Consider the following 24,492-nt stretch of genomic DNA (forward strand, 5'->3'; position numbering starts at 1 on the left):
TAGAGGTCGCCGATCGCCACGAGGGCAACCATGCGCATACGTCCGGCGGCGGGCCAGGATTGGCACGCCATCCTGGAGATCAACGCCGAAGGGCTGCCGGGCGTCGCTCGGCTCGATGCCCGGGAGCTGGCGTGGTTCGCCCGTCATGCGGCGCATTGCCTGGTTGCAGCGTCGGGCCCTGGGGTCAGCGGCTATCTGCTGGCTCTGGCACCCGTGGCGTCCTACCCGGGCGAGGAGTTCGGCTGGTTCCGGGTCCGCTACGCCGACTTTCTCTACGTCGACCAGGTGGCCGTGGCCTCGGCCATGCGCGGCCGTGGTGTCGGCAAGGCGCTCTATGGGGAGTTGATGAGCCTGGCCCGTCGCGAGGGCAGAAGCCACCTGCTGTGCGAGGTCAACCTCGAACCCGCGAACCCCGATTCCTTGCGCTTTCACGCCGGGCTTGGTTTTCGCGAGGTGGACACGTTGGCACTGGCCGATGGACGCGTGGTGAGCCTGCAGGAGCGGAAAGTGTAAGCCGAGGTGTTTCCGGGTGCCGTGCGGCAGGAAGATCAGGAAGATGAAGCCCGACACGATTCGCAGCACGCTGAGCACGCGCGGTGTCCATGCCTTCGGGAGTTCGAGGGTGCTCATCGGGGCGCTCCTTGCCCCGTGGGGATGGTGATATTCGCGCTGCGGTGGATCGGGCAGGCGGCGAGCCGCCGGCTATGCCTCCTCGCGCACCAGATCGATCAGGCTGCCGCTGCGGATCATGGCGATCTGGCGCTGTGACAGGCCGTGGTGCAGGGTGTAGTGCTCCGCCTTGGTCCGGTTGTGCAGCCTGACCGCGTCGCCGCTGTCGAGGGCGCCGAGCGGGTCGTCCAGGGCCAGTGTGTCCCCCTGGTCGATGCGCGCCAGGTCGTCGGGGTCGGCGAAGGTCAGCGGCACGACGCCGAAGTTGGCCAGGTTCTGCCTGTGGATACGGCCGTAGGAGAGGGCGCAGACCGCACGCAGCCCCAGGTAGCGGGGGGCGATGGCGGCGTGCTCGCGGCTCGAGCCCTGGCCGTAGTTGCGGCCGGCGACGAGGAAGAAACCGTCGCCGTCGAGCGCCCTGGCGCGCCGGCTGAAGTCGGGGTCGACGGCCCGGAACACGTACTCGGCGATGGCCGGGATATTGCTGCGCAGGGGCAGCACCTCGGCCCCGGCGGGCATGATCTCGTCGGTGGAGACGTCGTCACCCAGCTTCAGCAACACCGGGCCCGAGAAGCGGGCGGGAATGGGCTCGAACTCGGGCAGCGACTTGATGTTGGGCCCCTTGATCAGCGCCACCAGGCCGCTGTCCTCGGCGGGGGCGACGAGCATCTCGCGGTTGATCGCCAGCGGCTCGGGTTCCTCGACCCGGGGGTACGCCATGTCCAGCTCGCGCGGGTCGGTGATCCGGCCGGTCAGGGCGGAGGCGGTGGCGGTCTCCGGGCTGCACAGGAAGACCCGGTCCTCGGGAGTGCCGGAACGGCCCGGGAAGTTGCGCGGTACGGTACGCAGGCTGTTGCGCCCGGTGGCCGGTGCCTGGCCCATGCCGATGCAGCCGTTGCAGCCGGCCTGGTGCAGGCGGGCGCCGGCGCGGATCAGCCGCGACAGGTAGCCGTGGCTGGCAAGGTTCTCGAGGATCTGGCGCGACGTGGGGTTGACGTCGAAGGAGACGCCCGGCGCTATCTGGCGACCCTCGACCATCATCGCCGGCACGGCGAAGTCGCGAAAGCCCGGATTGGCCGAGGAGCCCACGTAGGCCTGGTAGATCTCCTCGCCGGCCACCTCGCGCACCGGCTTGACGTTGCCGGGGCTGCTTGGCAGGGCGATCAGCGGCTCGAGGGTGGAGAGGTCCAGCGCGACGTGTTCGTCGTAGTCGGCGTCGTCATCGGCGAGCAGTTCCTGCCAGGCGTCGCCACGCTCCTGGCGCTCCAGGAAACGCTTCACCTCGCCGTCCGAGGGGAACACCGAGGTCGTCGCGCCCATCTCGGTGCCCATGTTGGCGATCACGTGACGGTCCATGGCGGAGAGGGCCGCGAGGCCGGGGCCGTAGTACTCGAAGACCTTGCCGACGCCGCCCTTGACGCCGAAGCGGCGCAGCAGCTCCAGCACCACGTCCTTGGCGCTGACCCAGTCGGGCAACGCGCCGGTCACCTCCACCCCCACCACCTCGGGCATGTTGAGGTAGAGCGGTTTGCCGGCCATCGCCAGGGCCACTTCCAGGCCGCCGGCACCGGTGGCGAACATGCCCAGGGCTCCGGCGGCCGGGGTGTGGCTGTCCGATCCGACCAGGGTCTTGCCGGGCACGCCGAAGCGTTCCTGGTGGACCGGATGGCTGACGCCGTTGCCGGCCGGGCTGAACCAGGCGCCGAACTTGCGGCAGGCGCTCTGCAGGAACAGGTGGTCGTCGGGGTTCTTGAAGTCCTCCTGCAGGAGGTTGTGGTCGACGTACTGGGCCGAGAGCTCGGTGCGCACGCGGCCGACCTGCATGGCCTCGAACTCCAGCATCACCAGGGTACCGGTGGCGTCCTGGGTCAGGGTCTGGTCGATGGCCAGCCCGATCTCCTCGCCCGGCGCCATCCTGCCTGACAGCAGGTGGGACGCGATCAGCTTGCGGGTCACGTTGAGTCGTGTCATGACGCGCTCCCGTGGCGGTTTCGCCTTCAGTCTAGCAACCTGCGGAGCCGACCACGCCGAAGAAGCTCTTATACTGAGGGTAATGGCCAAGCGCCGACACCGAGGGGAAGGAGGCCATGCGACACCTGAACGTGGCCGTGCTGCTCGGTGATCCCCGCCTGCCGTATGCCTATGCCGTCGACGGGGTGTTCGGCAGCGAGGAGCTCGAGGCGGTGGAGCGGCTGCGTACCGCCCTGGAGCGTCTCCCCGGGTATCGCTTCAGCTACCTCGACGACCATGCCGCGCTGATCGATGACCTGCGCGACCGGCCGCCGGACCTGGCGTTGAACTTCTGCGACACCGGCTTTCGTAACGACTGGGAGCTGGAGCGCGATATCCCGGCACTGCTGGAAATCCTGGGCATCCCCTATACCGGCGCCGACCCCATGAGTATCAGCCTGACCACCGACAAGGCGCTGGTTCGGGCGCTGGCAGCGGGGCAGGGCATCGCCGTGCCCAACGAGACCTACGTAGAGCTCGCCGCCGACCCGCTGGTATTGCCGAGCATCTATCCCTGCCTGATCAAGCCCAACAGCAGTGGCGGCAGCTTCGGCATCACCCGCGACTGCGTGGTGCACGACGTCCTGGAGGCGGAGGCCTACCTGCGCTGGCTGGCCGGACAGCCTGCGGTGGCCGATGCGCTGATCCAGGACTTCCTCACCGGGGCCGAGTACACGGTCGGGCTGATCGGCAATCCGTCGACCGGCTTCACGGTATTGCCGCCGCTGCAGATCGACTACACCGCCCTCGACCCCGATCTGCCGCCGATCCTCACCTACGGCTCCAAGGCCGATCCCGACTCGCCCTACTGGGAGAAACTGCGCTTCCGTCGCGCCGAGATCGACGACGTCAAGTGGAGCCGGCTGGTCGATGATTCGGTGAAGCTGTTCCGCCGGCTGGGCCTGCGCGATTACGCGCGTATCGATTTCCGCGAGGGCGAGGATGGCCAGCCACGGCTGCTCGACGTCAACACCAACCCCACCTGGTCCTGGGACGGCAAGCTGGCGCTGATGGCCGAATGGGCCGGCTACCCCTATCACGAGCTGCTACGCCTGATCCTGGAAGCGGCGATCGGGCGTTACGGCCTCGATGGCCCGCCCTGACGGGGCAGCGTGCCTCACAACGGCTCGCGGGTCACTTCCTCGTCCCAGTCCCGGCGGGCGAACAGCTCCTTGCCCTCATAGGCCTTGAGCACGCCGCGGATGCGGAAGCGCTCGGCCGTCGCGGTGAGCTGGGTACGACATTCCAGGCGCGTGGACCAGTCGCCGCGGCGAAGGGTGGTGGTCTGCTCGACCGTCGCCTCGGCCGTTCGCGGGTCGAAGTCATGGATGCGGTAGGTCTTGGCGATGGTGTAGCCGACGGTCAGGTCGATGTCCTCGAGCCGGGCGACGGCTGCATCACCGAAGTCGCCGCCGGTGGTGGCAATGCGGTAGACCGACATGCCGCTGATCAGGTCGCGCTCCACCTGGCGGCGGAAGGGGGCCACGGTCAGCGTGGTTATCTCGGGCATCGACGCGCGTTCCGGCGGCTCGAAGGCGCGCAGCTCGGCATCCGCGTCCCGCGGCGGTCGCTCCGGCAGTTCCAGCCGGCTGGTGCCGGTGTAGAGGGTCAGGTTGACGCGCTCCGGCGCCGGCCAGATCACCGGCCAGTAGCAGGTCGAGACCGCCAGCCGGAGGGTATGGCCGGGGGCGAAGGCATAGGCGATGTCGTTGAGCTGCATCGTGATCCGATAGCGCTGACCGGGGGTGAGCGGCTCGGGTTGCTCGCGGCTGTCGCGCTGTGTGAGGTTGAGGATGCCGTAGCTGACCCGCGCCGAGGCGCCGTCGGGGGCGATATCGTTGAGGCGCACGATGACATGGGCGACCGGCTGGTCCACTGCCAGTTCCAGGATGGCGAGGGGCGCACCGAGGATCTCCAGGCGCCCCGGCAGCGGGTCGGAGTCGAACACCAGGGACTTGCCGTCGTCCTCGCGCTGGTCGATGGGCGACTCGCCTTCGGCGCCGAAACCGTACCAATCGCCGGCGGCCAGCCCGGTGGTTTGCGGGGAAGCGATGCGCATGCGGTCTTCGCTGTCGGGGCGTTCGCCCAGCGACAGCACGTTGAGGTAGAGGGTGCGCGGTTGCAGGCGTTCCGATGGCCAGGTTTGCTCCGCCACCCAGCGCCCGGGGCGCTCGGCGTGCATCGGCGCGGGGGGCGCGTACTCCTCCATCCAGACCCGCAGCATGGGCTCGTCCATGAGTCCGCTGTCGAGCCCTTTCAGCCAGTGGTCCCACCAGCGCAGTGCCTCCTGGAAGAAACCGATCGCCGGGCCGGGCAGGGCGTCATGGGGGAAGGCATGCGACCAGGGGCCGATCAAGGCCTTGCGCGGTACCGTCAGGCCGGCCATCAGCCGCGGGATGGCGTTGACGTAGCCGTCGGCCCAGCCGCCCACCGCATACACGGGGCAGGTGACCGCGGCGAAGTTCTCGCACACCGAGCCGTGTCGCCAGTAGGCGTCGCGATGGGGATGGCGCATCCACACCAGCGGATAGAAGGGCGCATTCTCGATCCGCTGGCGCCATTTGGCGCGCCACTCGCCGCCCACGATATCCGGGTCGGGCGGGGTGGTGGCACAGGACAGCAGCACCGAGCCCCAGCCCAGGTTCTCGTTGAGCAGGCAACCGCCCTGGTAGTGCACGTCGTCGCCGTAACGGTCATCGGTGGAGCACAGGGTGATGATGGCCTTGAGCGGCGCCGGCTGCAGGGCGGCGACCTGGAGCGCGTTGAAGCCCCCCCAGGAGATGCCCATCATGCCGACCTCGCCGCTGCACCAGGGTTGGGCGGCCAGCCAGTCGATGGCCTCGACGGCATCGTCGAGCTCCTGGGGCAGGTACTCGTCGAGCAGCAGCCCGTCGGAGTCGCCGCTGCCACGCAGGTCGAGCCGGATGCTGGCGTAGCCGTGACCGGCGAAGTAGCGATGCAGCGGCTCGTCGCGCAGTCGCGTGAAGTCGCGCTTGCGGTAGGGCATGTACTCCAGGATGGCCGGCACGGGATGGCGCTCGGCGTCGGTGGGCAGCCACACGCGGGCCGCCAGCCGGATACCGTCGGCCATGGGAATCCAGACGTTTTCGATGACCCGCACCTCGCGGGGAAAGGCATGCACGACCTTCATGGCAGCACCTGCGGAAAGGCGCCGGCAGCGGCGGGGCTCGTGTTAATCATATACGATAAAAGAGCTGGCGCCGCGGTGCTGCCGGGGCGAACGCCGGAGGGACGCAGAATGCATGAGGGGCAGGCGGCCGCAGTCGAGGTCATCGAGAACACCTGGATTCCCATGGCCGATGGCTGTCGCCTGGCCGCCAAGCTGTGGCTGCCGGCGGACGCGGCGGATCATCCGGTGCCCGCGGTGCTCGAATACATTCCCTATCGCAAGCGCGACTTCCGGGCGGTGCGCGACGGTGGGATCCATGGCTACTTCGCCCGCCACGGCTATGCCGGGGTGCGCGTGGACCTGCGCGGCAGCGGCGACTCCGACGGGCTGCTGCTCGACGAGTACCTGCCCCGGGAGCTCGACGACGGCGTCGAGGTGATCCGCTGGATCGCTGCCCAGCCGTGGTGCGATGGTCGCGTGGGCATGATGGGCATCTCCTGGGGCGGCTTCAACGCGCTGCAGATCGCCGCCTTGCAGCCGCCCGCGCTGGTCGCGGTGATCAGCGTCTGCTCCTCCGACGACCGCTACACCGACGACGTGCATTACATGGGTGGTTGCCTGCTGACCGACAACCTGTCCTGGGCATCGGTGATGCTCTCCTACAACGCCTGCCCGCCGGACCCGGCCGTCGTCGGCGAGCGCTGGCGCGAATTGTGGTTTCAGCGTCTTCGGGGCAGTGGCCTGTGGCTCAAGCACTGGCTGGAGCACCAGCGGCGCGACGCCTTCTGGCGCCACGCCTCGGTATGCGAGGACTTCGCGGCGATCCGCTGCCCGGTGCTGGCGGTCAGCGGCTGGGCCGATGGCTACTGCAACACGGTGTTCCGCTTGATCCGCCATCTCGAGGTGCCACGCCAGGGGCTGGTGGGACCCTGGGGCCATAAGTACCCGCACATGGGCGGGCCCGGTCCGTCCATCGACTTCCTCGGCGAATGCCTGCGCTGGTGGGACCGCTGGCTGAAGGGCGTCGACAATGGCGTCGACGCCGAGCCGATGCTGCGCGCCTGGATGCAGGACAGCGTCTCGCCGATCAGCGACGATCGTCCCGGGCACTGGGTGGCCGAGGACGACTGGCCGAGCCAGCGCATCCGGACGCAACCCTATGCCCTGTCACCGGGCCGTCTCGAACCGCCCGGCGAGGCTGCCGGCCCTTCATCGCCACCGCTGGTGATTCGCAGCCCCCTCAGCGTGGGGATGTTCGCCGGCAAATGGTGCAGCTACTCGGAGAGCACCGACCTGCCCACCGATCAGCGCCTCGAAGACGGCGGCTCGCTGTGCTTCGACACGGCACCGCTCGACGAGGCCGTCGAGATCCTCGGTCAGCCGGTGGTCGAGCTCGAACTGGCGGCGGACCGGCCCCAGGCGATGGTCGCCGTGCGGCTCTCGGACATCAGCCCCGAAGGCACGGTGACGCTGATCACCTTCGGTTTGCTCAACCTCAGCCATCGCGGCGGGCACGACCGGCCCGAACCGCTAGTGCCCGGCCAACGCTACCGGGTCACGGTTCGCCTCAACCACGTCGCCCAACGCTTTTCGGCTGGCAATCGCATCCGCCTGGCCGTCTCCTCGTCCTACTGGCCGCTGGCCTGGCCGTCGCCGGTCCCGGCGACCCTGACGCTCCACTGCGAAGGCTGCCGACTGCTGCTGCCGGTACGCCCGGCGCGGGCGACGGATGCCGAACTGCGTGACCTGGGCGAGCCCCGCGCCGCACCGGCACCGCCCACCACGCTGCTGGAGCCGGCCCATCGCGAATGGACAGTGCTGTTCAACCTGGCCACCAACGAGGCCAGCCTGAGGGTCATCGACAATGACGGCGCCTGGCGTCTCGATGACCTCGAGCTGACCCTCGGCTATGACGTCAGTGAATGCTACCGCTACTGCAACGACGATTACGCCACGCTCAGTGGCGAGGTGGTCAACCATCGTGCCTTCGAACGCGGCGACTGGTCCGTGGTCGTTACCACCCGCACGGAGCTCACCGCCACGCCGACACACTTCTGCGTACACGCCACCGTGGATGCCTACGAAGGCGGCGACCGGGTCTTCGCCAGCACCTGGAACGAGAACGTGCCGCGGGACAACCTGTGATCCCGTCACGGCCCGGGCCCTCGTGATCACCTCATGTCGCGGAAGCGGATCCCTTGCCCCGCATGGCGTCGACGCTCCAGGGGCCGGGGCCGGCGAACACCAGGTAGAGGAACACGAAGCAGTAGAGGATGGCCGCGTCGCCGCCGTTGTTGACCGGGAAGAGATCCTGCGGGGCGTGGGCGATCCAGTAGGCGAAGGCCATGGTGCCGGAGGCCAGGAAGGCCGCGGCCCGGCTCTGGAAGCCGATCAGCAGCAGGACCCCGCAGATGATCTCGATGAAGCCGGAGATCCCCGGCAGCGAGAAGGTTTCGACCACACGGTCCGTGGCGGGAAGCCGAGATGCTTCTGGGTGCCGTGCAAGAGGAAGATGAAGGCCGAGACGATCCGCAGCACGCTGAGCACACGTGGTGCCCATACCTTCTGTAGGTCTAGGGTGTTCATCGGCGCGTTCCTTGTCCATGAAGGGGTGAGCTAAGCGTGGCCCGCCTCGGTGCATCGGGCAAGGCGACGCAGGTGATGATGGCGATGCTCCGCCGGAGGGCAGCGCCGGTCGATGATCGCATCCGGGCCCACGGCCCGGCGGCGGGTGTAGTGGGGCAGCCAGGTGAGGATCGGGAGGTAGCGCTTGAGCATATCCCCGAATACGCGCATCTGCCGCCTTGCAGCATAGCCGTCTTCCAAGGACCAGTGAGTATCCCCCGGCACAGCATGGGAAGTACCGTTATTTAATGGCCTTTCCATACCGGCTTGCGTTTCTCGATGTAGGCTGCAAAGCCTTCTTGCTTGTCATCGGAGTCAAACAAAACTTGGAGACTCTTGCGCTCCAACGCTAAGGCTTGCTCGAGGGGGATATCTTGGCCGGCCAATATCACTTCCTTAATCTGTGCCAACGCTAGAGGTGCCGATGCCGCGAGTTGTTCGGCTAACTCGAGAGCCCGCAGTACTACCGCATCATCAGCCACCACTTCGCTCACCAGACCCATGGCGAGGGCGTTTTCGGCGGTAAACCGCTCCCCGGTCATGAGCCAGCGCATGGCCCGGTACTTGCCGACCGCGCGTAGTAACCGCTGGGTGCCCCCACCGCCGGGCATGATGCCCAGCCGTACTTCGGGGAAGCCGAAGCTGGCGTGGTGACCCGCGATGATGATATCAGCATGCAGCGCGAGCTCGCAGCCTCCGCCTAGCGCGAAGCCGTTGACGGCGGCGATCACCGGCTTGGGAAATTGGGCAATATCTCTCAGCAACAAGTGGATGCCGCGCTGCATCAACTCTACGGTACCTGCCTCGGCCATCTCGGCGATATCCGCTCCCGCGGCGAAGGCCTCACTATTTCCGGTAAGCACGACGCAGCGCACGGTTTCATCGCCTGCCAGTTCACGAAATTGGGCCGCCAGTGCCTCTCGCAATTCCAGATTAAGTGCATTGCGCACATGTGGCCGGTTCAACCGCAAGACGACCACTCCCGTCGCAGGCTGTTCGCGAAGCACTAACATGATCGGTTCTCCCCCAAGGTCGTGACTGGCCGCTGCTTAATCAAACCGCACCACATATCGGCCGGTGGCCTGTCCATGCGCCATCTGCTCGAACACCCGTGGCAAGTCGTCCAGGGTGATCGAGGTGGTAATCGCGGCGAGATGGCGCGGTTTCAGGTCCCCGGCCAGCCTTGCCCACACCTGCCGGCGGTAGTCCGGCTCGGTATCCGCGTTGACCCCGAGGAGGCGCACGCCACGCAGGATGAACGGCAATACCGTGGTATGCAGTTCGACCCCCGCCGCGTTGCCAAAGCAGGCAACGGTGCCATTGGGTGCCATGGTGCGCAGCAGCCAGGCCAGCAAGTGGCCACCGGCGGCATCCACGGCGCCGGCCCACTGTGCCGACTCCAACGGCTTGGCGGGCGCGTCGCCGGCGGGGGCCGAGATCACCTGTTTAGCGCCGAGCGAGCGCAGGTAAGCGTGGCTGTCTTGCTTGCGCGATACGGCGGCCACCTCATAGCCGAGGCCACTGAGCATATCGATACTCAGGCTGGCCACGCCGCCGGTGGCACCGGTCACCGCGACAGGGCCGCGTCCCGGAGCCAAGCCATTCTGTTCCATCAGGTCGATGGCGACCGCGGCCGTGTGGCCGGCGACGCCTAAACTGGCGGCTTCCTGCATATTGAGCCCCGCGGGGAGAGGGACGACCCAGTCCGCCGGCACCCTGACATACTCGGCGAAGCCGCCATCGTGTAAGACCCCCAGGCCACGGCCATGAAGGATGACGAGGGAGCCCGGCGGATAGTCCTCGCTGGCGGACTCGATCACCTCGCCGACCGCCTCGATGCCGCCGATGCAGGGGAAGCGGCGGATGATGGGGGCTCGCCCGGTGGCCGCGAGGGCGTCCTTGAAGTTGACGCCGGCATAGGCCGTCTTGACGACCACGTCGCCGGGGTCGAGCTCGTCCAAGGTGGTTTCTACCAAGTCGCCATGGCTGACGTCGCCCTCCTTGAATAGACGGTAGGCGTTAAATGCCATTGCCTCTCTCCTTATGTTCCAGCTTCTGCTTGCGGCGTTGCAGGACCTTGCACAGCCAGGCGCGAAGTAAGGGCAGCACGAGGAACAGGCCGGTCAGGATGAACAGGCCCAGCGCAATGGGGTAGTTCAGGAACTCGAGGAAGCTGCCGCGAGTGATGATCAACCCCTGGCGAAGGCTCTGCTCGATCATCGGCCCGAGCACGTAGCCGATGACGATCGGGGCCAGGGGAAAGCCGTTATAACGCAGCAGGAAGCCGGCTAGCCCGGCGCTGAACATGACGAGCAGGTCGAAGGGGTTCGAGTTGATGCTGAAGGTGCCCACGGCCACCAGCACCACGATCGTCGACAGCAGTACCGGCTCGGGGACCCGAAGGATGCGCGAGAATAGCGGCGTCATCAGCGCCCCGCAGATGAACAGCAGCACGTTGGCGAGCAGCAGGGCGCTGAAGATGAAGAGCATCAGGTCGCCGTGTTCCACGAACAAGCGAGGCCCCGGGGTAATTCCCTGGAGTGCCAGGGCACCCAGCATCACCGCGGTGATCGGATCGCCGGGCACGCCCAACGAGAGCGTCGGCACCATGGCACCGGCGGTCACGGCATTGTTGGAGGCCTCCGAGGCGATCAGTCCATCCGGTTCGCCCTTGCCGAAGTCGGCGCGTCGGGGAGAGCTGCGCTTGGCTTCCGCGTAACTCACCATGGACGCCGAGGTCGCTCCCACCCCGGGGAGACAGCCGACCCAGGTACCGATCAACGAAGACTTGATCAGCACGCCGGCGCGCCGGCGCAGTTCCCCGAATCCCGGAAAGGTGAATCCCGAGCTCAGCACTTGGCCTGTACTTCCCGCGCGCAGTTCCGAGGCGCGCCAGAATACCTCGGACAAGGCGAACAGGCCGACCAGGAAGGGCACCAGGCCGACGCCCGCGGAGAGTTCGAAGGAGTTGAAGTCGAAGCGCATGGCGCCGGTCAAGGTGTCTTGCCCGATGACGGCGACGAACAGTCCGGCCAATCCGGCCATCAGCCCCTTGGCCATGTCCTCCCGGGAGACGCTGACGATACAGGTGAGGGCAAAAACTCCCAGGGCGAAGTATTCGATCGGACCGAACTTCAGGCCCACTCTCGCGAGCAGGGGGGCGGCCACGGCCAGGATCAGTGTGGCGATGATGCCGCCGATCGCCGAGGCGGTAGTGGCCCAACCCAAGGCGAGATCCGCCCGGCCCGCGCGGGCGAGCGGATAGCCATCGAACGCGGTGGCGGCAGCCTGGGGCGTCCCCGGGGTATTGAGCAGGATGGCCGAGATGGAACCGCCATAGACCGAGCCACAATACAGGCCGAGCAGTAGCGCGATGCTGGCCCCCTGGCCGAGCACGAAGGTCAGGGGCAGGGCCATGGTGATGGCGAGTACCGAACCGAGTCCCGGCAAGGCGCCCACCACGATACCTACGATGGTGCCGATCAGCAGGGCCAGCAGCGCATCCGGTGCCGCCAGCATCTGCAATCCGGCGAAGAGTGAATCCATAGCGGTAAACTCCTGTTCGCGACAGCGAACGGTCTAGCCCGTCAGTGTCGGAAGCCCTGGGCCCGGCGGGGTGATATTGATGAGATAGTAGAAGCCGTACCACACGGCGCCGGTGAAGCCGATGGCGATGACCGCGAGCACGACCGGACGGCGAAACCCCAGCAGCCAACTCATCACGGGGACCAACACCAGGCTGGTGGGGACGAGGCCTACGCGCTCGAACAGCGCTAGAAAGATACCCGATGCCGTCAGCACGATCAGGGTCGGCCACCATTCCAGCGCCTTCGCTCGCGTTGTGTCGCGGCTCACGGCACCACGAAGCACCAGGTAACCCGAGCAGATCGCCAGGAGCACCAGCAGCACCTGCGGGTACCACATCGGATCGCTGGAGATGCGGCTTGCCCCGGTACCCGTCACGACGCTGACCCAGAAGAGGTAGAAGGCCGAGGCGCAGAAGACTGCGCCATAGGCCATGTCGAGTAGGCGAGTTTTCATCGGATCAATTCGCTTTGAGTACGGCGTCGATCAGTTGCTTGTTCGTCTCGGAGACGTCGCGCACGTATTGCTCGAACGCCTCCGGGTTACGGTGGCGCACCTCGGTTCCCAGGTTATCCAACGTCTCGGCGAAGCGATCCGATTCCGCGGTGAACTTGCAGCCTTCGGTCAGGCGAGCCTTTACATCCTCTGGGATCCCCTTGGGAGCGATCACGCCGCCCCACCAGGCGGCGGTCATGTCGTAGCCCTGGGCCGCGGCGGTCTTGACCTCGGGCATGGCGTCCTGCGGCTCCTCGCTGAATACGCCGATGGCGGTGAAGTCCCGGTCCTTAACGACATTCGTCATGGTCATGTATAGGTCGATATGGCCGCCCATCAGGGCGGTGGCGCCGGGGCCGTCGCCGGTGAAGGGCACATGCTCGATCTTGACGTCGGCGAGTTGCAGGAATCGCTCCATGGCAAGGTGCGGCAGCGTGCCTGGGCCAGGAGAGCCGTAAGTCAGCTCACCGGGATGCTGCTTGGCGTAGTCGACGAGTTGCTCGAGGTTCTCGAATTGTGACCCCGGCTTGACTGCCAAGGCCTGGGGGCTCGAGAACAGCTGGCAAACGTAGTCGAACTTGTCCAGGTCGTACGGCGTTCGCCGCATGTGCGGTTGATTGACCAGCGGCGCAGCCGGTACCACGCCGATGGTGTAGCCATCGGGCCGTTCCCGGGCCAGGGCCGCCATGCCAACGGTGCCGGCGCCACCGCCGCGGTTGTCGACCACGACGTTCTGACCAAAGAATTCGGTCATCTCCCGGGCGGTTGCACGCGCCATGAGATCGGTACTGCCCCCGGCGGGAAATGGCACCATGACCTCGATGGGCTTGGTCGGGAATTCCTGAGCCGAGACCGCAGGGACGATGGCCAGGATGGCGGCGCTGGCAAGCAAGCTGCTGGCGCTTTTCTTGAGTACAGTCATCATTGTTATGTCTCCTCTACTGCGTTCGTTGATATGTCATTGATGAGGCGTTCAGTGGTCCTTTGCTGGGTTGGCTGGTCCGCACGAAGGCATCCACGACGCACGCGCCTTGTCCCTCTGGCAGGACGATCAGGGGATTAACGTCTATCTCCGTGAAGCGCCCCGACTCCGCGACGGCCAGTTCGGAAAGACGCACGATGCTCTCCACCAGGGCCTCGATATCGGCCACGGGTTGCCCGCGCGCCCCTCGCAGAATACGGCTGATGCGTGTCTCCTCGACCAGTGCCAACGCCTGTTCGCGGTTCAGCGGGGCGATAGCGAAGGCCACGTCATTGAACACTTCGGTGTAGATGCCCCCGGCGCCGAACATCACCACCGGGCCGAAGCTCGGGTCGTTGACCGCGCCCAGGATCACCTCGGTACCGCCACCGATCATCTCCTGGACCAGCACGCCGTCGAAGGCGATGTCACTGCCGATCTGCTGTGGCAGCGCGGCCAGTTGCGCGTAGCCCTCACGCACCGCGTCAGCATCGGCGAGGCCGATCAACACGCCGCCGGCATCGGATTTATGCGGAATGTCTTCCGAGAGGATCTTCATGACCAGCGGGTAGCCGATCTCTTCCGCGGCGGCGACCGCTTGCTCTGCGTTCCTCGCGATCGCCTCCCGGGTCACCGGCAGGCCGTAGCCGGCCAGCAGTTGCTTGGCGTCGTATTCGTTCAGGGCCCGGGCCTGCTCGGGCGCCGGATGGGGGTACACAGGTCCGTCGGCCGGGCTAGGAGCGCGCATCTCGCGTAGGGCTGCGGCCGCGAAACGCCATAGCGCGCCAAAGCCGCGGGCGCAGCGCACCGGGGAGCCATAGCGGGGGATGCCGGCCTCCTGCAGGATTCGATAGGCGTCATCGGCGGTGCCTGCCGGGGCGTTCCAGGCGACCAGGATGGGCACCTTGCAGTCTGTGGCGACGTTGGCGATCTCCTTGGCGATGAGGGTGGCCGAGTCACCGGAGAGGGCCGCGAGGCAGAGCCCGAGCATGTTCACCGCCGGGTCTTCCATGACCACGCGCAGGGCGGCAGCGAAGCTCTCCGGTGCGGACAGGGCACCAGCAGTGATGTCCACGGGATTGGACAGGCTGGCGAATGCCGGGAGCAGCGGGCGTAGCCGCTCCAGCGTCTCGGCGCTGAAATCTGGCAGGGTCAGCTTCTGTTCGGCGCAGCTGTCCGCCATGGCGATGCCGGCGCCCCCCGAGATCGAGAGCACGGCGACGCCGTTGCCCTTGGGGCGCCGGCCTGTGAGCAGCGCCCGCACACAGTCGGCCATGTCGCCGACATCGTTGGCGCCGACGATGCCGAACTGGCGAAAGGCGGCGTCGTAATAGGTGGAAGCGCCGGCCAGGTTGGCCGTGTGCGAGGAGGCGGCGCGCGCCCCGGCGGCGCTGTTGCCTACCTTCCAGAGCACCATCGGCTTATTGCGCGCTAGGGCCTGTCGGCCCAGCTGGCGCAGCCGATAGGCATCCTGGAAGCCCTCGACGTAGCCGGCGATCACCTGGGTGCCGGGGTCGTCGATGAAGTGAGCCAGGCAGTCCAGCGACGTCGTCTGTGCCTCGTTGCCGGTGGAGATATAGTGGCGGAAGCCGATCCCCTCGTCGCTCAGCGCCATTAGCAGCGAGTTGCCGAAGGCCCCCGACTGCGAGCTCATGCTGACGTTGCCGGGGTGATAACGCAGCGCGTAGGGTGTGCCGAAGCCGATGCGGATATCATGGCTGATGTTCATCAATCCCTGACAGTTGGGGCCGATCAGGGTCAAGCCCGCGGCTTCGGCGGCGGCGCGCAGTTGGGCTTGCGCGGCCTGGCCTTCGCCTCCCGTCTCCGCGAACCCCGACGAGAACACGATGGCATAGGGAATGCCCTTGGCACCGGCCTGTTCGATCAGCGCCACCGCCATGCGCGCGGCCACGGCGATGACCAGCACGTCCGGCGTGTCAGGCAAGGCGGCGATATCCGCATAGCAGGGCAGGCCCGCCACCTCGTCATACTTGGGGTTGATGGGATAGATCGCGCCCTGGTAGCCACCGTCGAGCAGGTACTTGACCGGCTGGCCACCGATCGCCTCCAGATTCGCCGAGGCGCCGGCCACGGCCACGGCGCGTGGCGCGAAGAGGCGCTGTAGGTCACGCGCGGTGATGGCGTCACGATGCACAGGCGTATTCATAGCGCCTCCTTCAGCGTCAGCCGTGCGATGTTGAGCTGATGCATCTGGCTGGTTCCCTCGTAGAGGCGGAACAGCCGCACATCCCGATACAACCGCTCGATGCAGCTGTAGTCGGCGACGTAACCCGCGCCGCCGAAGATCTGCACGGCGCGGTCGGCGACACGGCCGCACATCTCGGAGGCAAAGTACTTGCAGATCGATGCCGTCATCCTCACGTCCTCGCCGTCATCGCGGGCGCGGGCGGTCTCCAGGATCAGCGCCTTGGCCGCGTGTATCTCCGTCTGGCAGTCGGCGATCAGCGCCTGGACCAGCTGAAAATCGGCCACCGGGCTGCCGAACTGCCGACGCTCACGGGCGAAGCGGGTCGCCTCGTCGAGCATGCGAATCGCCGGCCCCGTGCACAGCGCCGCCAGGTGCAGGCGCTGCTTGTTGAGCACTTTCATCGCCGTCTTGAAGCCCACGCCTTCGATGCCGCCGATCAGGTTCTCGGCCGGTACCCGGCAGTCCGCGAAATCGATCTCCGAGACCGGCGAGCCGGCCTGACCCATCATTCGATAGGGTTTGCCGGCCGTCAGGCCCGGGGTGTCGCGCTCGACGATGAAGGCGCTGATGCCACGACTAGATGGATCCTCGGGATTCGTGCGGGCCAGCACCGTGAACAGGTCGGCGATGGGGGCATTGGTGATGAAGCGCTTGCGGCCATTGAGCCGGTAGTGATCGCCCTCGCGCACGGCGGTGGTCTGCAGGGCCGTGGCATCCGACCCGGCCTCGGGCTCCGTCAGGGCGAAACATCCGGTCATCGCGCCCGAGGCGAGTTGCGGGAGGTAGCGCTGTTTCTGCCGCGGCGTGGCATCTGCCACCAGCGCCTCGGAGCCGATGCCGGTGTTGGTGCCTACCCGAGCGCGAAACGCGGTCGAACATTGGGAAAGCTCCAGCGCCGCCAGCACCAGCTCCTCGGTGGTGAGCCCTGCACCCCCGTACTCCTCCGGGATGCTCCAGCCGAAGAAACCACGCCCGCGCATGTCGTCAACCAAGTCCTCGGGCACTTCGTCGAGGCGTTCCACCCGCGCTTCGCTGGGGATCGCCACCTCTCGAACCCAGTGGCGGACGTCATCTAACAAAGTATTCAGTCGGGCTTGGTCGCGTATCATCGAGTTTCTCCTTGTGGTTATTGGGCATTCGAGACGGCGGCGTTAACCGGTCATTCCCGGTGGGGCAGCGGCGGCACATACAGCGTTTCCACCTCGAGTGCCAACCGCACCCCCAGGGCGTGCGCCTTGTCGGCAGGCGCGCGGAAGGTGGGCATCATCAGGCTGAGCACCGCGCGCATCTCACCGGAGGCGTCGCGAATGGCCGAGGCAACGGCCGTGGCGCCCTCGACCCGCTCCCCCGAGGACAGCGCATAGCCTCTGCTGCGAATCGCCTCGAGCTCCTCCCGCAGGCGGCCCTTGTCCGGCACGTGCTGGGTGAGCCGGCTCAACTCATTCTGTCCGAGTAGAACGTCCACCTCGTCATCGCTCAGTGCCGCGAGAGCTGCCTTGCCGGCGGCGCCCAGGTGAAGGGGGAACGAACTGCCAATGTCGAGTACATAGCGCAAGGGGTGAGGGCTCGGGATCACCGCGGAAAGCACCTGCCGCGAGCCGGCGCGGTTGAATAGGGAAACGGTTTCGGAGGTTTCCGTGTGCAGCCGCTCCATCGATGGACGGATGATGTTGGCGAGCTCATTGCCGTTGAGCAGGGGACGACTCAGCTCCAGCAAGGCGTAGGCTAGTCGCCAGCGCGAGCCGTCTGGCAGGGGCTCCACCATGTCTTCATTGGCCAGTGCCGATAGCACTTCATCGACTAACTGAGGATCCAGGCCGGTGTGTGTCGCCAGCCAGTCGACGCCGACGCCCTGGTTGGTCGTCGTTGCCAAGGCGCGCATCACTGCTAGCGACCGGCGAATTCCACTATTACCCGATGACTGGTTCAAGCGCAGGTAGCGCTTGTCGGTGGGGCGTCGATGAACGTACCCCCGCGCCTCCAAGGTTTGCAGGGCGCGAAAGACGATCGGTGTGGCTTCGTCCAGCGCCGTGGCAATCCCGGTCAACGAGACCGGCTCATCGGCATCCTCCACGAACTCGAGGACATCTAGAGCTCTGGATAGGGATTGGAGCTGATTCTTTTGTGCTTTCATTTACGCTCTCCGTTTGCGTTTACGTTAGACGTAATTCTGGGTGGCTGCAAATTTTTTTGGTTCATCGCGTTTTGCCGGCACACGCGGCGCAGATCTCAGGAAATGGCCCTAGTTCCTGGCAAAACTCACCAGGGCATCAATGCCGCATCCGAGGGCCATGTCGGCCCGTTGCGGCGACGGCCGCTGGTCTCGGCAGACACCCACCGGATTCAAGGCGGTAATGCTGAGTTGAGGAGTTGGCCCGGCTCGAGACCCTGGGCATGGGCAAGCCCATCGGCGATGCGCTGTTTGGTGGACGTGCCCACGGGCAGGCAAGCCGTCCGCTGGTCGGCGGAGGCCATCGACAAGATCTACGACGAGGTGGTAGCCAACCCCCGAGGATCAGTTGGGCCTGATCACCCAGGAACCGGTGGGCGTGAAGGACAGTACTCATCTCGACACGGGCAGAGCCGTTGAGGAGGGCGCCCAGGTGGATAGTCTTTCACCCATGGAGAGCGGTCCTTTAAGATCATGATCTTCCTGGAGAATCATGATTCTAAAGGACCGCTCTCCATCTTCTTTTCTGCCCCAGCCGGGTGAATTGGGCGGGATTAACCGTTCGGGGGGATGGCCGCCGGGTCCATCCACATTGGCTCCCAGACGTGACCGTCGGGATCCGCCAGGGCGCGGCTGTACATGAAGCCGAGGTCCTGGGCGGGATTGATATCGGCGGTGCCGCCCTTGGCGGCGGCCGCCTCGTTCATGGCGTCGACCGCTTCGCGGCTGTCGCACGACAGCGCGAGCATCACCTCGCTGGCGGTGGTCGGCGGGATCGGGCGGTTGGTGAAGGTGCGCCACTTGGCGTGGGTGAGCAGCATGACATTGATCGCCTCGCTGCAGACCATGCAGGCCGCCGTCTCGTCGGTGAAGTGCGGGTTGTTCTCGAAGCCGAGGGCCTCGTAGAACGCCATCGAGGCGGCGAGGTCGGCAACGGGCAGGTTCACGAAGATCATGCGCGACATGGTGGGTCTCCATTGGTTGGTGCCATAGGGATAGTCGTTGGTGCTGTCTCCTGCCAGTCGAACGGGGTGTGGCGATTTCGACAGGGCGAGGGAGGCGGGCAATGTTGCGGCCGGTGGGCGACACTTGTCGTGTGTGCTACCACCGCCGACAGCGAAGACGCGAACAAGAAGGCGAAGGGAACCGGCAGAGGGTTGGTGATGACGACCGATGCACTTCATCCGGGCCGGGAGGCCTTTCAGCGGCGGGCATGGGCGCAGGCCTACGCCGATCTGTCTGGCGCCGCCCGGGGGACCACACTGGCGCTGGACGATCTCGAACGACTCGCCATGGCCGCCTACCTGGTGGGCAAGGATGCCGAGAGCAACGATCTCTGGGCCCGGACGCATCACGACGCGCTGGCCGCGGGCGATCTGGTGCGTGCCGCCCGCTGTGCGTTCTGGTTGGGCTTCGGGCTGCTCATGAGCGGTGAGAAGGCGCGGGGCGGCGCCTGGGTCGCGCGGGCCAGCCGCCTCATCGACGAGGAAGGGCTCGACTGTGTGGAAGCCGGCTATGTGCGGATCCCGGCCGCGCTCGGCAGCCTGGGAGCGGGCGACCACGCGGGGGCATACGCCCTCTTTCACCGGACGGCTGAGCTTGGTCGCCGCTTCGCGGACCCGAACCTGGTGGCCATGTCCTGTCTCGGTCAGGGCCAGGCCCTGATCGGGGAGGGCAGGATCGGCGAGGGGGCAGCCCTGCTGGACGAGGCCATGGTGGCGATGGACGCCGGTGAGCTCTCCCCCCTGGTCGCGGGGCTCGTCTACTGCGGCGTGATCGAGACGTGTCAGGAGGTCTTCGACCTGCGCCGGGCCCAGGAGTGGACGGCGGCGCTGACCCGGTGGTGCGAATCCCAGCCCGATCTGGTTCCCTATCGCGGGCGCTGCCTGGTGCACCGGGCCGAGCTCATGCTGGTGCATGGCGCCTGGCCGGAGGCCCAGCAGGAAGCGGAACAGGCCTGCCAACGGCTGGGCGAGCGTCCGGGGGAGGCTGCCACCGGCTATGCCTTCTACCTGTGCGGCGAGCTCCATCGTCTGCGCGGGGAATGGAGCGAGGCCGAGCAGGCCTACGCCCAGGCCAGCCGCTGGGGCCATACGCTCCAGCCCGGCCTGGCCCTCCTGCGGCTGGCCCAGGACAAGGTCGATGCCGCCGAGGCGGCGATTCGGCGCAGCCTGGACGAGGCCAGCGGGCGGACGACCCGCGCCGGCGTCCTGCCCGCCTACATCGAGATCATGCTCGCCGTCGAGGACGTGCCGGCGGCCCAGGCCGGTGCCGAGGAACTCGCCAGGATTGCCGAGAGCCTCGACGCTCCCTTTCTGCGGGCCCTGGCGGCCGGCGCCCGGGGCGCGATCCTGTTGGCCGAGGGCGACCCCCGGGGGGCGCTGGGGCCCCTGCGCCGGGCAGCCAAGCTATGGGATGCACTCGAAGCCCCCTATGAGTTGGCCCGTACCCGGGGGCTCATCGGACGCGCTTGCCAGCGGCTCGACGATACCGATAGCGCCAGGATGGAGTTCGACACGGCCCAGTGGCATCTCCAGCAACTGGGTGCCGCGCCTGAACTGTCTCGCTTGCAGGCCCTCACCACCGGCGATGCGGCCGGCGATCGCCACGGCCTGACCCCTCGTGAACTCCAGGTGCTGCGCCTGATCGCCTCCGGCAGGACCAACAAGGCCATCGCGGTGGAGCTCTCTGTCAGCGAGCGGACGATCGACCGGCACGTGGGCAACATCCTCGCCAAGCTCAACGTGCCGTCACGGACGGCGGCCACGGCCTATGCCTGCCAGCACCAACTCCTTTGATCCTCCCTGCCTGGCGGAAACTACCCAGTGGTCAAGCGAGGCCGATTGGGTAGCTTCGCCGAGGCGCTGGCCGGCTCCCTGGCCCAGGCTTGACGGTGGGGATGACCCGAACGAGGGGAGGGGGAATCATGGCCATCAGCGACAGCACCATCCAGCAGTTCCGGGACCGCTTGCGGGGCCGGCTCGTCCTGCCGGAGCACGAGGCCTACGACGAGGCGCGTCGGGTGTTCAACGGCCTGATCGACCGCCGTCCGGCGATGATCGTGCGATGCGCGGGGGTGGCCGACGTGATCGCCTCCGTCATCTTCGCCCGGGAAGCGGCGCTGCCGATCGCCGTGCGTGGCGGCGGCCACAGCGTGCTGGGCAGCGCCGTCTGCGACGAGGGGCTGGTGATCGACCTGTCGTCGATGACCAGCGTCTGGGTCGACCCTCGGCAACGCGTGGCGCGCGCCGAGGGCGGCGCCACCTGGGGGGACTTCGATCATGAAACCCAGGCCTTCGGCCTGGCGACTACCGGCGGGATCGTGCCCTCGACCGGCATCGCCGGGCTCACCCTGGGGGGCGGGATCGGCTACCTCAACCGCAAGTACGGCCTGGCCTGCGACAACCTCTTGTCGGCCGATGTGGTCACCGCGGAGGGGCGGCTGGTGACGGCCAGTGCCGACGAGCATCCGGAGCTGTTCTGGGGCCTGCGCGGCGGGGGTGGCAACTTCGGCGTGGTGACCTCCTTCGTGTATCGGCTCCACTCGGTGGGGCCGGTGCTGGGCGGTGAGCTCGTCTACCCCCTCGAGCGTGCCAGGGAGGTCCTGCGCTTCTATCGTGACTGGTCCACTACCGCTCCCGATGACGTGCGGGCGGATGCCACCCTGGTGTCCGGACCCCAAGGCCCCGTCCTGGACATCAAGATGTGCTATTGCGGGCCCCTCGAGGAGGGCGAGGCCGTGTTGCGGCCCATGCGTACCTTCGGCGCTCCCGTGCTCGACAGCATCGCACCGGTGCCCTACGCCAGGGTGCAGAACCTGCTCACCGAGGTGTTCCAGCCGGGGCGGTTGCACTACTGGAAGGCCGGGTTCATGAGGGCGTTCGACGACGATGCCATCGAGGCGCTCCTGGACTTCTTCGTCGCCGACACGCCCGCACCCTTTGCCGCAATCGCCATCGAGCATCTGGGGGGCGCCATCGGTCGCGTGGGCGCCCAGGACACCGCCTTCGCCCACCGGCAGGCGCAACACAGCGTCCTGGTGTTGCGGATGTGGCAGGATCCCGCGGAGTCGGAGGCGAATATCGAGTGGGGGCGCCGCTGCTTCCGCGCCGTGGCCCCCTTCCTGGAGGAGGGCGCGTACGTCAACTACCTGGGCGATGAGGGCGAGGCGCGGGTCAGGGCGGCCTATGGGGCCAACCACGCGCGGCTGGTCGCGCTGAAGAACGAGTACGATCCGGCGAACGTCTTCCGCTTCAATCAGAACATCAGGCCGAGGGCGGAGCGTTAGGACGGGGTCCCGCCATGCGCTTTCGATTCCGTCCTCATGTGACCATCGCGCCATATGCTCTGCTGGTCTGACCGGCCCGCGCAGCGCAGGATGTCAGCGGCGCTCGAGGGCGGTGCAGAGCTGACGACTCAGGTCGTCGACGGCCTCCGGGGTGGGAGCGAGGTGGAGCCGGCGCCATGCCGTCACCGGCGCACCGTGATTCGGTGACTCCTGCGACAGCCCGGCCGTGGCCTCACGCATGGTCGTGTCGAGAAATGCCTCGTCGGTGGTCGCGTCCACCAGCAGCAGGCAGCGCGGATGGGGCACCTCGGCGACCAGGTAGCGGAGCTCGTGCACGCAGCCGGCGTTGCCGGCCGAGAAGCGGCGCAGGTCCATCAGCACCAGGTCGCCCTCCGCGATCAGCCGTGGCAGGAGCGCCTGCCAGCTATCCGCACGGCAGAAGAAGTTGTTGATGCGAAAGCGGCCGTCCGGGTCCGGCGCGATGTCACGGGCGGCGATGGCACGCTCGAGGGACGCCGCGTCGCCGACGAATTGGCGATGCAGCCTGCCGGCGAGGAAATCGAGGAACTGGTGCGGTTGCACGGTGGTCCGTGCCAGGTCCGGTCCGGTGATCAGTTGGATGCCGCCGACATGGCGCCAGGGCTTGGCCACCCGCTCCAGCAGTGCCTCGGTGCGTCGCCCCAGGGAGAACACGCGGAGAAAGATCAGGCTCACGGGATGCAGCGCCCGGTCGTGTATCAAGCCCGCCGCGAGGCGCCAGGTCAGCTTGAAGGCGATGAAGGCCAGCGGTGCGCTGGCCAGCCAGCGCAGGCCGCCCCCCACCAGCCACAGGGCGTAGGTGCTGGCACACAGCAGCCAGAGGGCATCCAGCAGCAGCGACTGATCACTCGTCTGGCCCTGCCGGTAGCGCCGTGCGATCCAGCGGATCAGGATCCATCCGAGCCCCCCGAACACGAAGAGCGACAGCAGCGCAATCGCCACCAGCACCCAGTAGATCGACAGGTCCAGCATCACCGCCAGGGCGACAGCCGTGTCCACGCCCCGGGGCGAGAACAGCGCCAGGTAGGTGGCCAGCAGACCCGCGACCACCGCCGTGACCAGGGCGAGGACGAGCGGCGCGACCGCCCGAATCCAGCGGTTGAGGCACAGCAGCATCAGCACGGTGGGGGCGGCATTGACGATCAGCCAGAGCCTGCCCATGGTCTGCGGCGTGACGTTGGAGCGTGAAGGCATCACGACCGCGCCGACGTGATAGGCCGGGATGTTGTGGATCGTGCTGCCCCAGGCGCTCAACAGGGCATAGACGACGAGGTAGGCGACGAACCAGGCCACCCAGTGATGTGATCTCGAGGGCACGATCAGCGGCAGGGCGAGGAAGACCGGCCACAGGTAGAGCCACAGGGCGATCAGGAAGCCGGCGAGCCCGAGCCCGGAGGGGAACACGAACGGTGCCGTGGCGGCGAACACCAGCGCAAACGCCAGCCCCGCGGCCGCGTAGCGTGAGGCGTTGAGCCAGGGGCGGCGGAGGAGGTGGTGCGACAGCGGCATGTCACCTTGCCCAGCGCTCTGGACGAAGGAGAGCTCGCCACCGGTGCGGGACGGAGGCGCCCTGGTGCCTGCCGGGTCATAGCCGCCACTCTGGCGCATGGCGCGATGCACGGCGCGGCGGTACGCCCATAACAACAGCAGGGACAACAGCAGCGTCAGGGTCGGTGCCACCACCAGGATCAGCAGCAGCATGATCATCACGATCTGCGGAGTGAGTGCCTCGATCATGGTGTGAACCCTGCTGGACCGAGTGACGAACCCGGGGGATCAGGGGCCACGGCGCTGGGCACGCCACTCGGTTTCGAGCAGTACCTTGCCCATCCAGTCCCGGATCAGCAGCGTGCAGGTGCGCGTGTCCTGGTCTGGAAAATGGCAGCGGCTGCGGTAACGGATATCCCACCCGGTGGGATTCTCCCACTCCAGGACGCGCTGCCGGGCGTTCCATTTTCCCGGCGGCAGATAGAGGTAAGAGCCGGTCGTCGAGAAGATCCAGAAGGGATAGCCGTCGGCTTGCGCATCGTAGGTGCCGAAGATGAGGTCCTGCGAGCCGTCCGCCTTGCCCTCGGTCTCGCCGCGGATGAACTGTCGATCCAGGACCCAGCGAAAGGTCTCGCGGTAGCGGGTCGACGAGGGCTCCGGGCGCAGGGTGTCGAGGGTGATCTCCCACTGCCCTATGAAGAGGGCGAGGACGTCGCGGTCGGCGCTGGCCGGGAGTGGCATCATGCTCAGCACCAGGGCCGTCGCCAGCGAGACGCCCCCTATCCAGCGACGCATGGTCGTCACTCCGGTGAGGGGTAGCTCG

19 protein-coding genes are annotated in these 24,492 nt (G+C 67.0%); 5 read left to right on the forward strand and 14 right to left on the reverse strand.

Translation table 11 applies throughout. From position 1 onward, the window contains the following. Positions 1–30 precede the first annotated feature (30 nt). Positions 31–513: a GNAT family N-acetyltransferase gene (locus AC5W54_RS17905; protein ID WP_495963454.1), complete on the forward strand. Its 483-nt coding sequence runs from the start codon at positions 31–33 to the stop codon at positions 511–513. A 189-nt stretch (positions 514–702) separates the two neighbouring features. Here the strand turns inward: AC5W54_RS17905 and AC5W54_RS17910 are convergent, their stop codons facing one another. Further along, on the reverse strand, positions 703–2,640 hold the full coding sequence (locus AC5W54_RS17910) for an aconitate hydratase (RefSeq protein WP_495963455.1): 1,938 nt from the start codon (positions 2,638–2,640) through the stop codon (positions 703–705). Positions 2,641–2,756: 116 nt separating this feature from the next. Here AC5W54_RS17910 and AC5W54_RS17915 point away from each other — a divergent pair, with 116 nt between their 5' ends. Continuing rightward, positions 2,757–3,782 (forward strand): D-alanine--D-alanine ligase family protein, encoded by a 1,026-nt coding sequence (locus tag AC5W54_RS17915; RefSeq protein ID WP_495963456.1) that lies wholly within the window; start codon positions 2,757–2,759, stop codon positions 3,780–3,782. Positions 3,783–3,796: 14 nt separating this feature from the next. On the opposite strand, the gene AC5W54_RS17920 is transcribed toward AC5W54_RS17915, so the two are convergent. Continuing rightward, on the reverse strand, positions 3,797–5,830 hold the full coding sequence (locus AC5W54_RS17920; protein WP_495963457.1) for a CocE/NonD family hydrolase: 2,034 nt from the start codon (positions 5,828–5,830) through the stop codon (positions 3,797–3,799). Positions 5,831–5,938: 108 nt separating this feature from the next. Here AC5W54_RS17920 and AC5W54_RS17925 point away from each other — a divergent pair, with 108 nt between their 5' ends. Beyond that, a complete protein-coding gene (locus AC5W54_RS17925) occupies positions 5,939–7,954 on the forward strand; it encodes a CocE/NonD family hydrolase (RefSeq protein ID WP_495963458.1) in 2,016 nt (671 codons plus the stop codon). A gap of 31 nt (positions 7,955–7,985) precedes the next feature. On the opposite strand, the gene AC5W54_RS17930 is transcribed toward AC5W54_RS17925, so the two are convergent. The 10 genes from AC5W54_RS17930 to AC5W54_RS17975 all read right to left on the reverse strand — a co-directional run bounded on the left by AC5W54_RS17930 (position 7,986) and on the right by AC5W54_RS17975 (position 18,819). Continuing rightward, entirely contained in the window at positions 7,986–8,270 is a 285-nt protein-coding gene (locus tag AC5W54_RS17930) for a DoxX family protein (RefSeq protein WP_495963459.1), read from the reverse strand. A gap of 409 nt (positions 8,271–8,679) precedes the next feature. After that, positions 8,680–9,447, reverse strand: a complete 768-nt coding sequence (locus AC5W54_RS17935; protein WP_495963460.1) for an enoyl-CoA hydratase-related protein — start codon at positions 9,445–9,447, stop codon at positions 8,680–8,682. A 36-nt stretch (positions 9,448–9,483) separates the two neighbouring features. Continuing rightward, on the reverse strand, positions 9,484–10,464 hold the full coding sequence (locus AC5W54_RS17940) for an acrylyl-CoA reductase family protein (RefSeq protein ID WP_495963461.1): 981 nt from the start codon (positions 10,462–10,464) through the stop codon (positions 9,484–9,486). Next, a complete protein-coding gene (locus AC5W54_RS17945) occupies positions 10,454–11,980 on the reverse strand; it encodes a tripartite tricarboxylate transporter permease (RefSeq protein ID WP_495963462.1) in 1,527 nt (508 codons plus the stop codon). Before AC5W54_RS17945 ends, AC5W54_RS17940 begins: the two co-directional genes overlap by 11 nt. A gap of 33 nt (positions 11,981–12,013) precedes the next feature. Beyond that, positions 12,014–12,475, reverse strand: a complete 462-nt coding sequence (locus AC5W54_RS17950; protein WP_495963463.1) for a tripartite tricarboxylate transporter TctB family protein — start codon at positions 12,473–12,475, stop codon at positions 12,014–12,016. 4 nt (positions 12,476–12,479) lie between these two features. Then, entirely contained in the window at positions 12,480–13,439 is a 960-nt protein-coding gene (locus AC5W54_RS17955) for a tripartite tricarboxylate transporter substrate binding protein (RefSeq protein ID WP_495963464.1), read from the reverse strand. Positions 13,440–13,452: 13 nt separating this feature from the next. Beyond that, positions 13,453–15,642 (reverse strand): acetate--CoA ligase family protein, encoded by a 2,190-nt coding sequence (locus tag AC5W54_RS17960; protein ID WP_495963465.1) that lies wholly within the window; start codon positions 15,640–15,642, stop codon positions 13,453–13,455. Continuing rightward, on the reverse strand, positions 15,639–16,793 hold the full coding sequence (locus AC5W54_RS17965; RefSeq protein ID WP_495963466.1) for an acyl-CoA dehydrogenase family protein: 1,155 nt from the start codon (positions 16,791–16,793) through the stop codon (positions 15,639–15,641). The genes AC5W54_RS17960 and AC5W54_RS17965 overlap by 4 nt, the downstream gene beginning before the upstream one ends. Before the next feature lie 50 nt (positions 16,794–16,843). Then, positions 16,844–17,818, reverse strand: coding sequence for an IclR family transcriptional regulator (locus AC5W54_RS17970; RefSeq protein ID WP_495963467.1), 975 nt, complete (start codon positions 17,816–17,818; stop codon positions 16,844–16,846). Between the two features lie 590 nt (positions 17,819–18,408). Beyond that, complete coding sequence (locus tag AC5W54_RS17975) at positions 18,409–18,819, reverse strand: VOC family protein (protein ID WP_495963468.1); 411 nt, start codon at positions 18,817–18,819, stop codon at positions 18,409–18,411. Between the two features lie 198 nt (positions 18,820–19,017). Between AC5W54_RS17975 and AC5W54_RS17980 the strand changes: the two genes are divergently transcribed. Together AC5W54_RS17980 and AC5W54_RS17985 are read left to right on the forward strand one after the other, a co-directional pair. Further along, positions 19,018–20,652 carry a helix-turn-helix transcriptional regulator gene (locus AC5W54_RS17980; protein WP_495963469.1) on the forward strand — a complete coding sequence of 545 codons (1,635 nt, stop codon included), beginning with the start codon at positions 19,018–19,020 and terminating at the stop codon, positions 20,650–20,652. A 128-nt stretch (positions 20,653–20,780) separates the two neighbouring features. After that, the gene (locus AC5W54_RS17985; RefSeq protein WP_495963470.1) at positions 20,781–22,142 is read left to right on the forward strand and encodes an FAD-binding oxidoreductase; all 1,362 of its coding nucleotides are present in this window, start codon (positions 20,781–20,783) and stop codon (positions 22,140–22,142) included. 93 nt (positions 22,143–22,235) lie between these two features. Here the strand turns inward: AC5W54_RS17985 and AC5W54_RS17990 are convergent, their stop codons facing one another. Together AC5W54_RS17990 and AC5W54_RS17995 are read right to left on the reverse strand one after the other, a co-directional pair. Further along, a complete protein-coding gene (locus tag AC5W54_RS17990) occupies positions 22,236–23,918 on the reverse strand; it encodes a hypothetical protein (protein WP_495963471.1) in 1,683 nt (560 codons plus the stop codon). A gap of 39 nt (positions 23,919–23,957) precedes the next feature. After that, positions 23,958–24,464: a DUF1579 family protein gene (locus tag AC5W54_RS17995; protein WP_495963472.1), complete on the reverse strand. Its 507-nt coding sequence runs from the start codon at positions 24,462–24,464 to the stop codon at positions 23,958–23,960. Positions 24,465–24,492 lie beyond the last annotated feature (28 nt).

It is taken from the genome of Halomonas sp. LMYGS-3, assembly GCF_059509875.1.

What these genes read in the sequence shown, in the direction of transcription:
- AC5W54_RS17970 (WP_495963467.1), bottom strand. Translation starts at nt 17,818, where the DNA reads ATGAAAGCACAAAAGAATCAGCTCCAATCCCTATCCAGAGCTCTAGAT.
- AC5W54_RS17935 (WP_495963460.1), bottom strand. Translation starts at nt 9,447, where the DNA reads ATGTTAGTGCTTCGCGAACAGCCTGCGACGGGAGTGGTCGTCTTGCGG.
- AC5W54_RS17925 (WP_495963458.1), top strand. Translation starts at nt 5,939, where the DNA reads ATGCATGAGGGGCAGGCGGCCGCAGTCGAGGTCATCGAGAACACCTGG.
- AC5W54_RS17985 (WP_495963470.1), top strand. Translation starts at nt 20,781, where the DNA reads ATGGCCATCAGCGACAGCACCATCCAGCAGTTCCGGGACCGCTTGCGG.
- AC5W54_RS17975 (WP_495963468.1), bottom strand. Translation starts at nt 18,819, where the DNA reads ATGTCGCGCATGATCTTCGTGAACCTGCCCGTTGCCGACCTCGCCGCC.
- AC5W54_RS17920 (WP_495963457.1), bottom strand. Translation starts at nt 5,830, where the DNA reads ATGAAGGTCGTGCATGCCTTTCCCCGCGAGGTGCGGGTCATCGAAAAC.
- AC5W54_RS17950 (WP_495963463.1), bottom strand. Translation starts at nt 12,475, where the DNA reads ATGAAAACTCGCCTACTCGACATGGCCTATGGCGCAGTCTTCTGCGCC.
- AC5W54_RS17980 (WP_495963469.1), top strand. Translation starts at nt 19,018, where the DNA reads ATGACGACCGATGCACTTCATCCGGGCCGGGAGGCCTTTCAGCGGCGG.
- AC5W54_RS17905 (WP_495963454.1), top strand. Translation starts at nt 31, where the DNA reads ATGCGCATACGTCCGGCGGCGGGCCAGGATTGGCACGCCATCCTGGAG.
- AC5W54_RS17990 (WP_495963471.1), bottom strand. Translation starts at nt 23,918, where the DNA reads ATGATCGAGGCACTCACTCCGCAGATCGTGATGATCATGCTGCTGCTG.
- AC5W54_RS17955 (WP_495963464.1), bottom strand. Translation starts at nt 13,439, where the DNA reads ATGATGACTGTACTCAAGAAAAGCGCCAGCAGCTTGCTTGCCAGCGCC.
- AC5W54_RS17965 (WP_495963466.1), bottom strand. Translation starts at nt 16,793, where the DNA reads ATGATACGCGACCAAGCCCGACTGAATACTTTGTTAGATGACGTCCGC.
- AC5W54_RS17910 (WP_495963455.1), bottom strand. Translation starts at nt 2,640, where the DNA reads ATGACACGACTCAACGTGACCCGCAAGCTGATCGCGTCCCACCTGCTG.
- AC5W54_RS17945 (WP_495963462.1), bottom strand. Translation starts at nt 11,980, where the DNA reads ATGGATTCACTCTTCGCCGGATTGCAGATGCTGGCGGCACCGGATGCG.
- AC5W54_RS17960 (WP_495963465.1), bottom strand. Translation starts at nt 15,642, where the DNA reads ATGAATACGCCTGTGCATCGTGACGCCATCACCGCGCGTGACCTACAG.
- AC5W54_RS17940 (WP_495963461.1), bottom strand. Translation starts at nt 10,464, where the DNA reads ATGGCATTTAACGCCTACCGTCTATTCAAGGAGGGCGACGTCAGCCAT.
- AC5W54_RS17915 (WP_495963456.1), top strand. Translation starts at nt 2,757, where the DNA reads ATGCGACACCTGAACGTGGCCGTGCTGCTCGGTGATCCCCGCCTGCCG.
- AC5W54_RS17995 (WP_495963472.1), bottom strand. Translation starts at nt 24,464, where the DNA reads ATGCGTCGCTGGATAGGGGGCGTCTCGCTGGCGACGGCCCTGGTGCTG.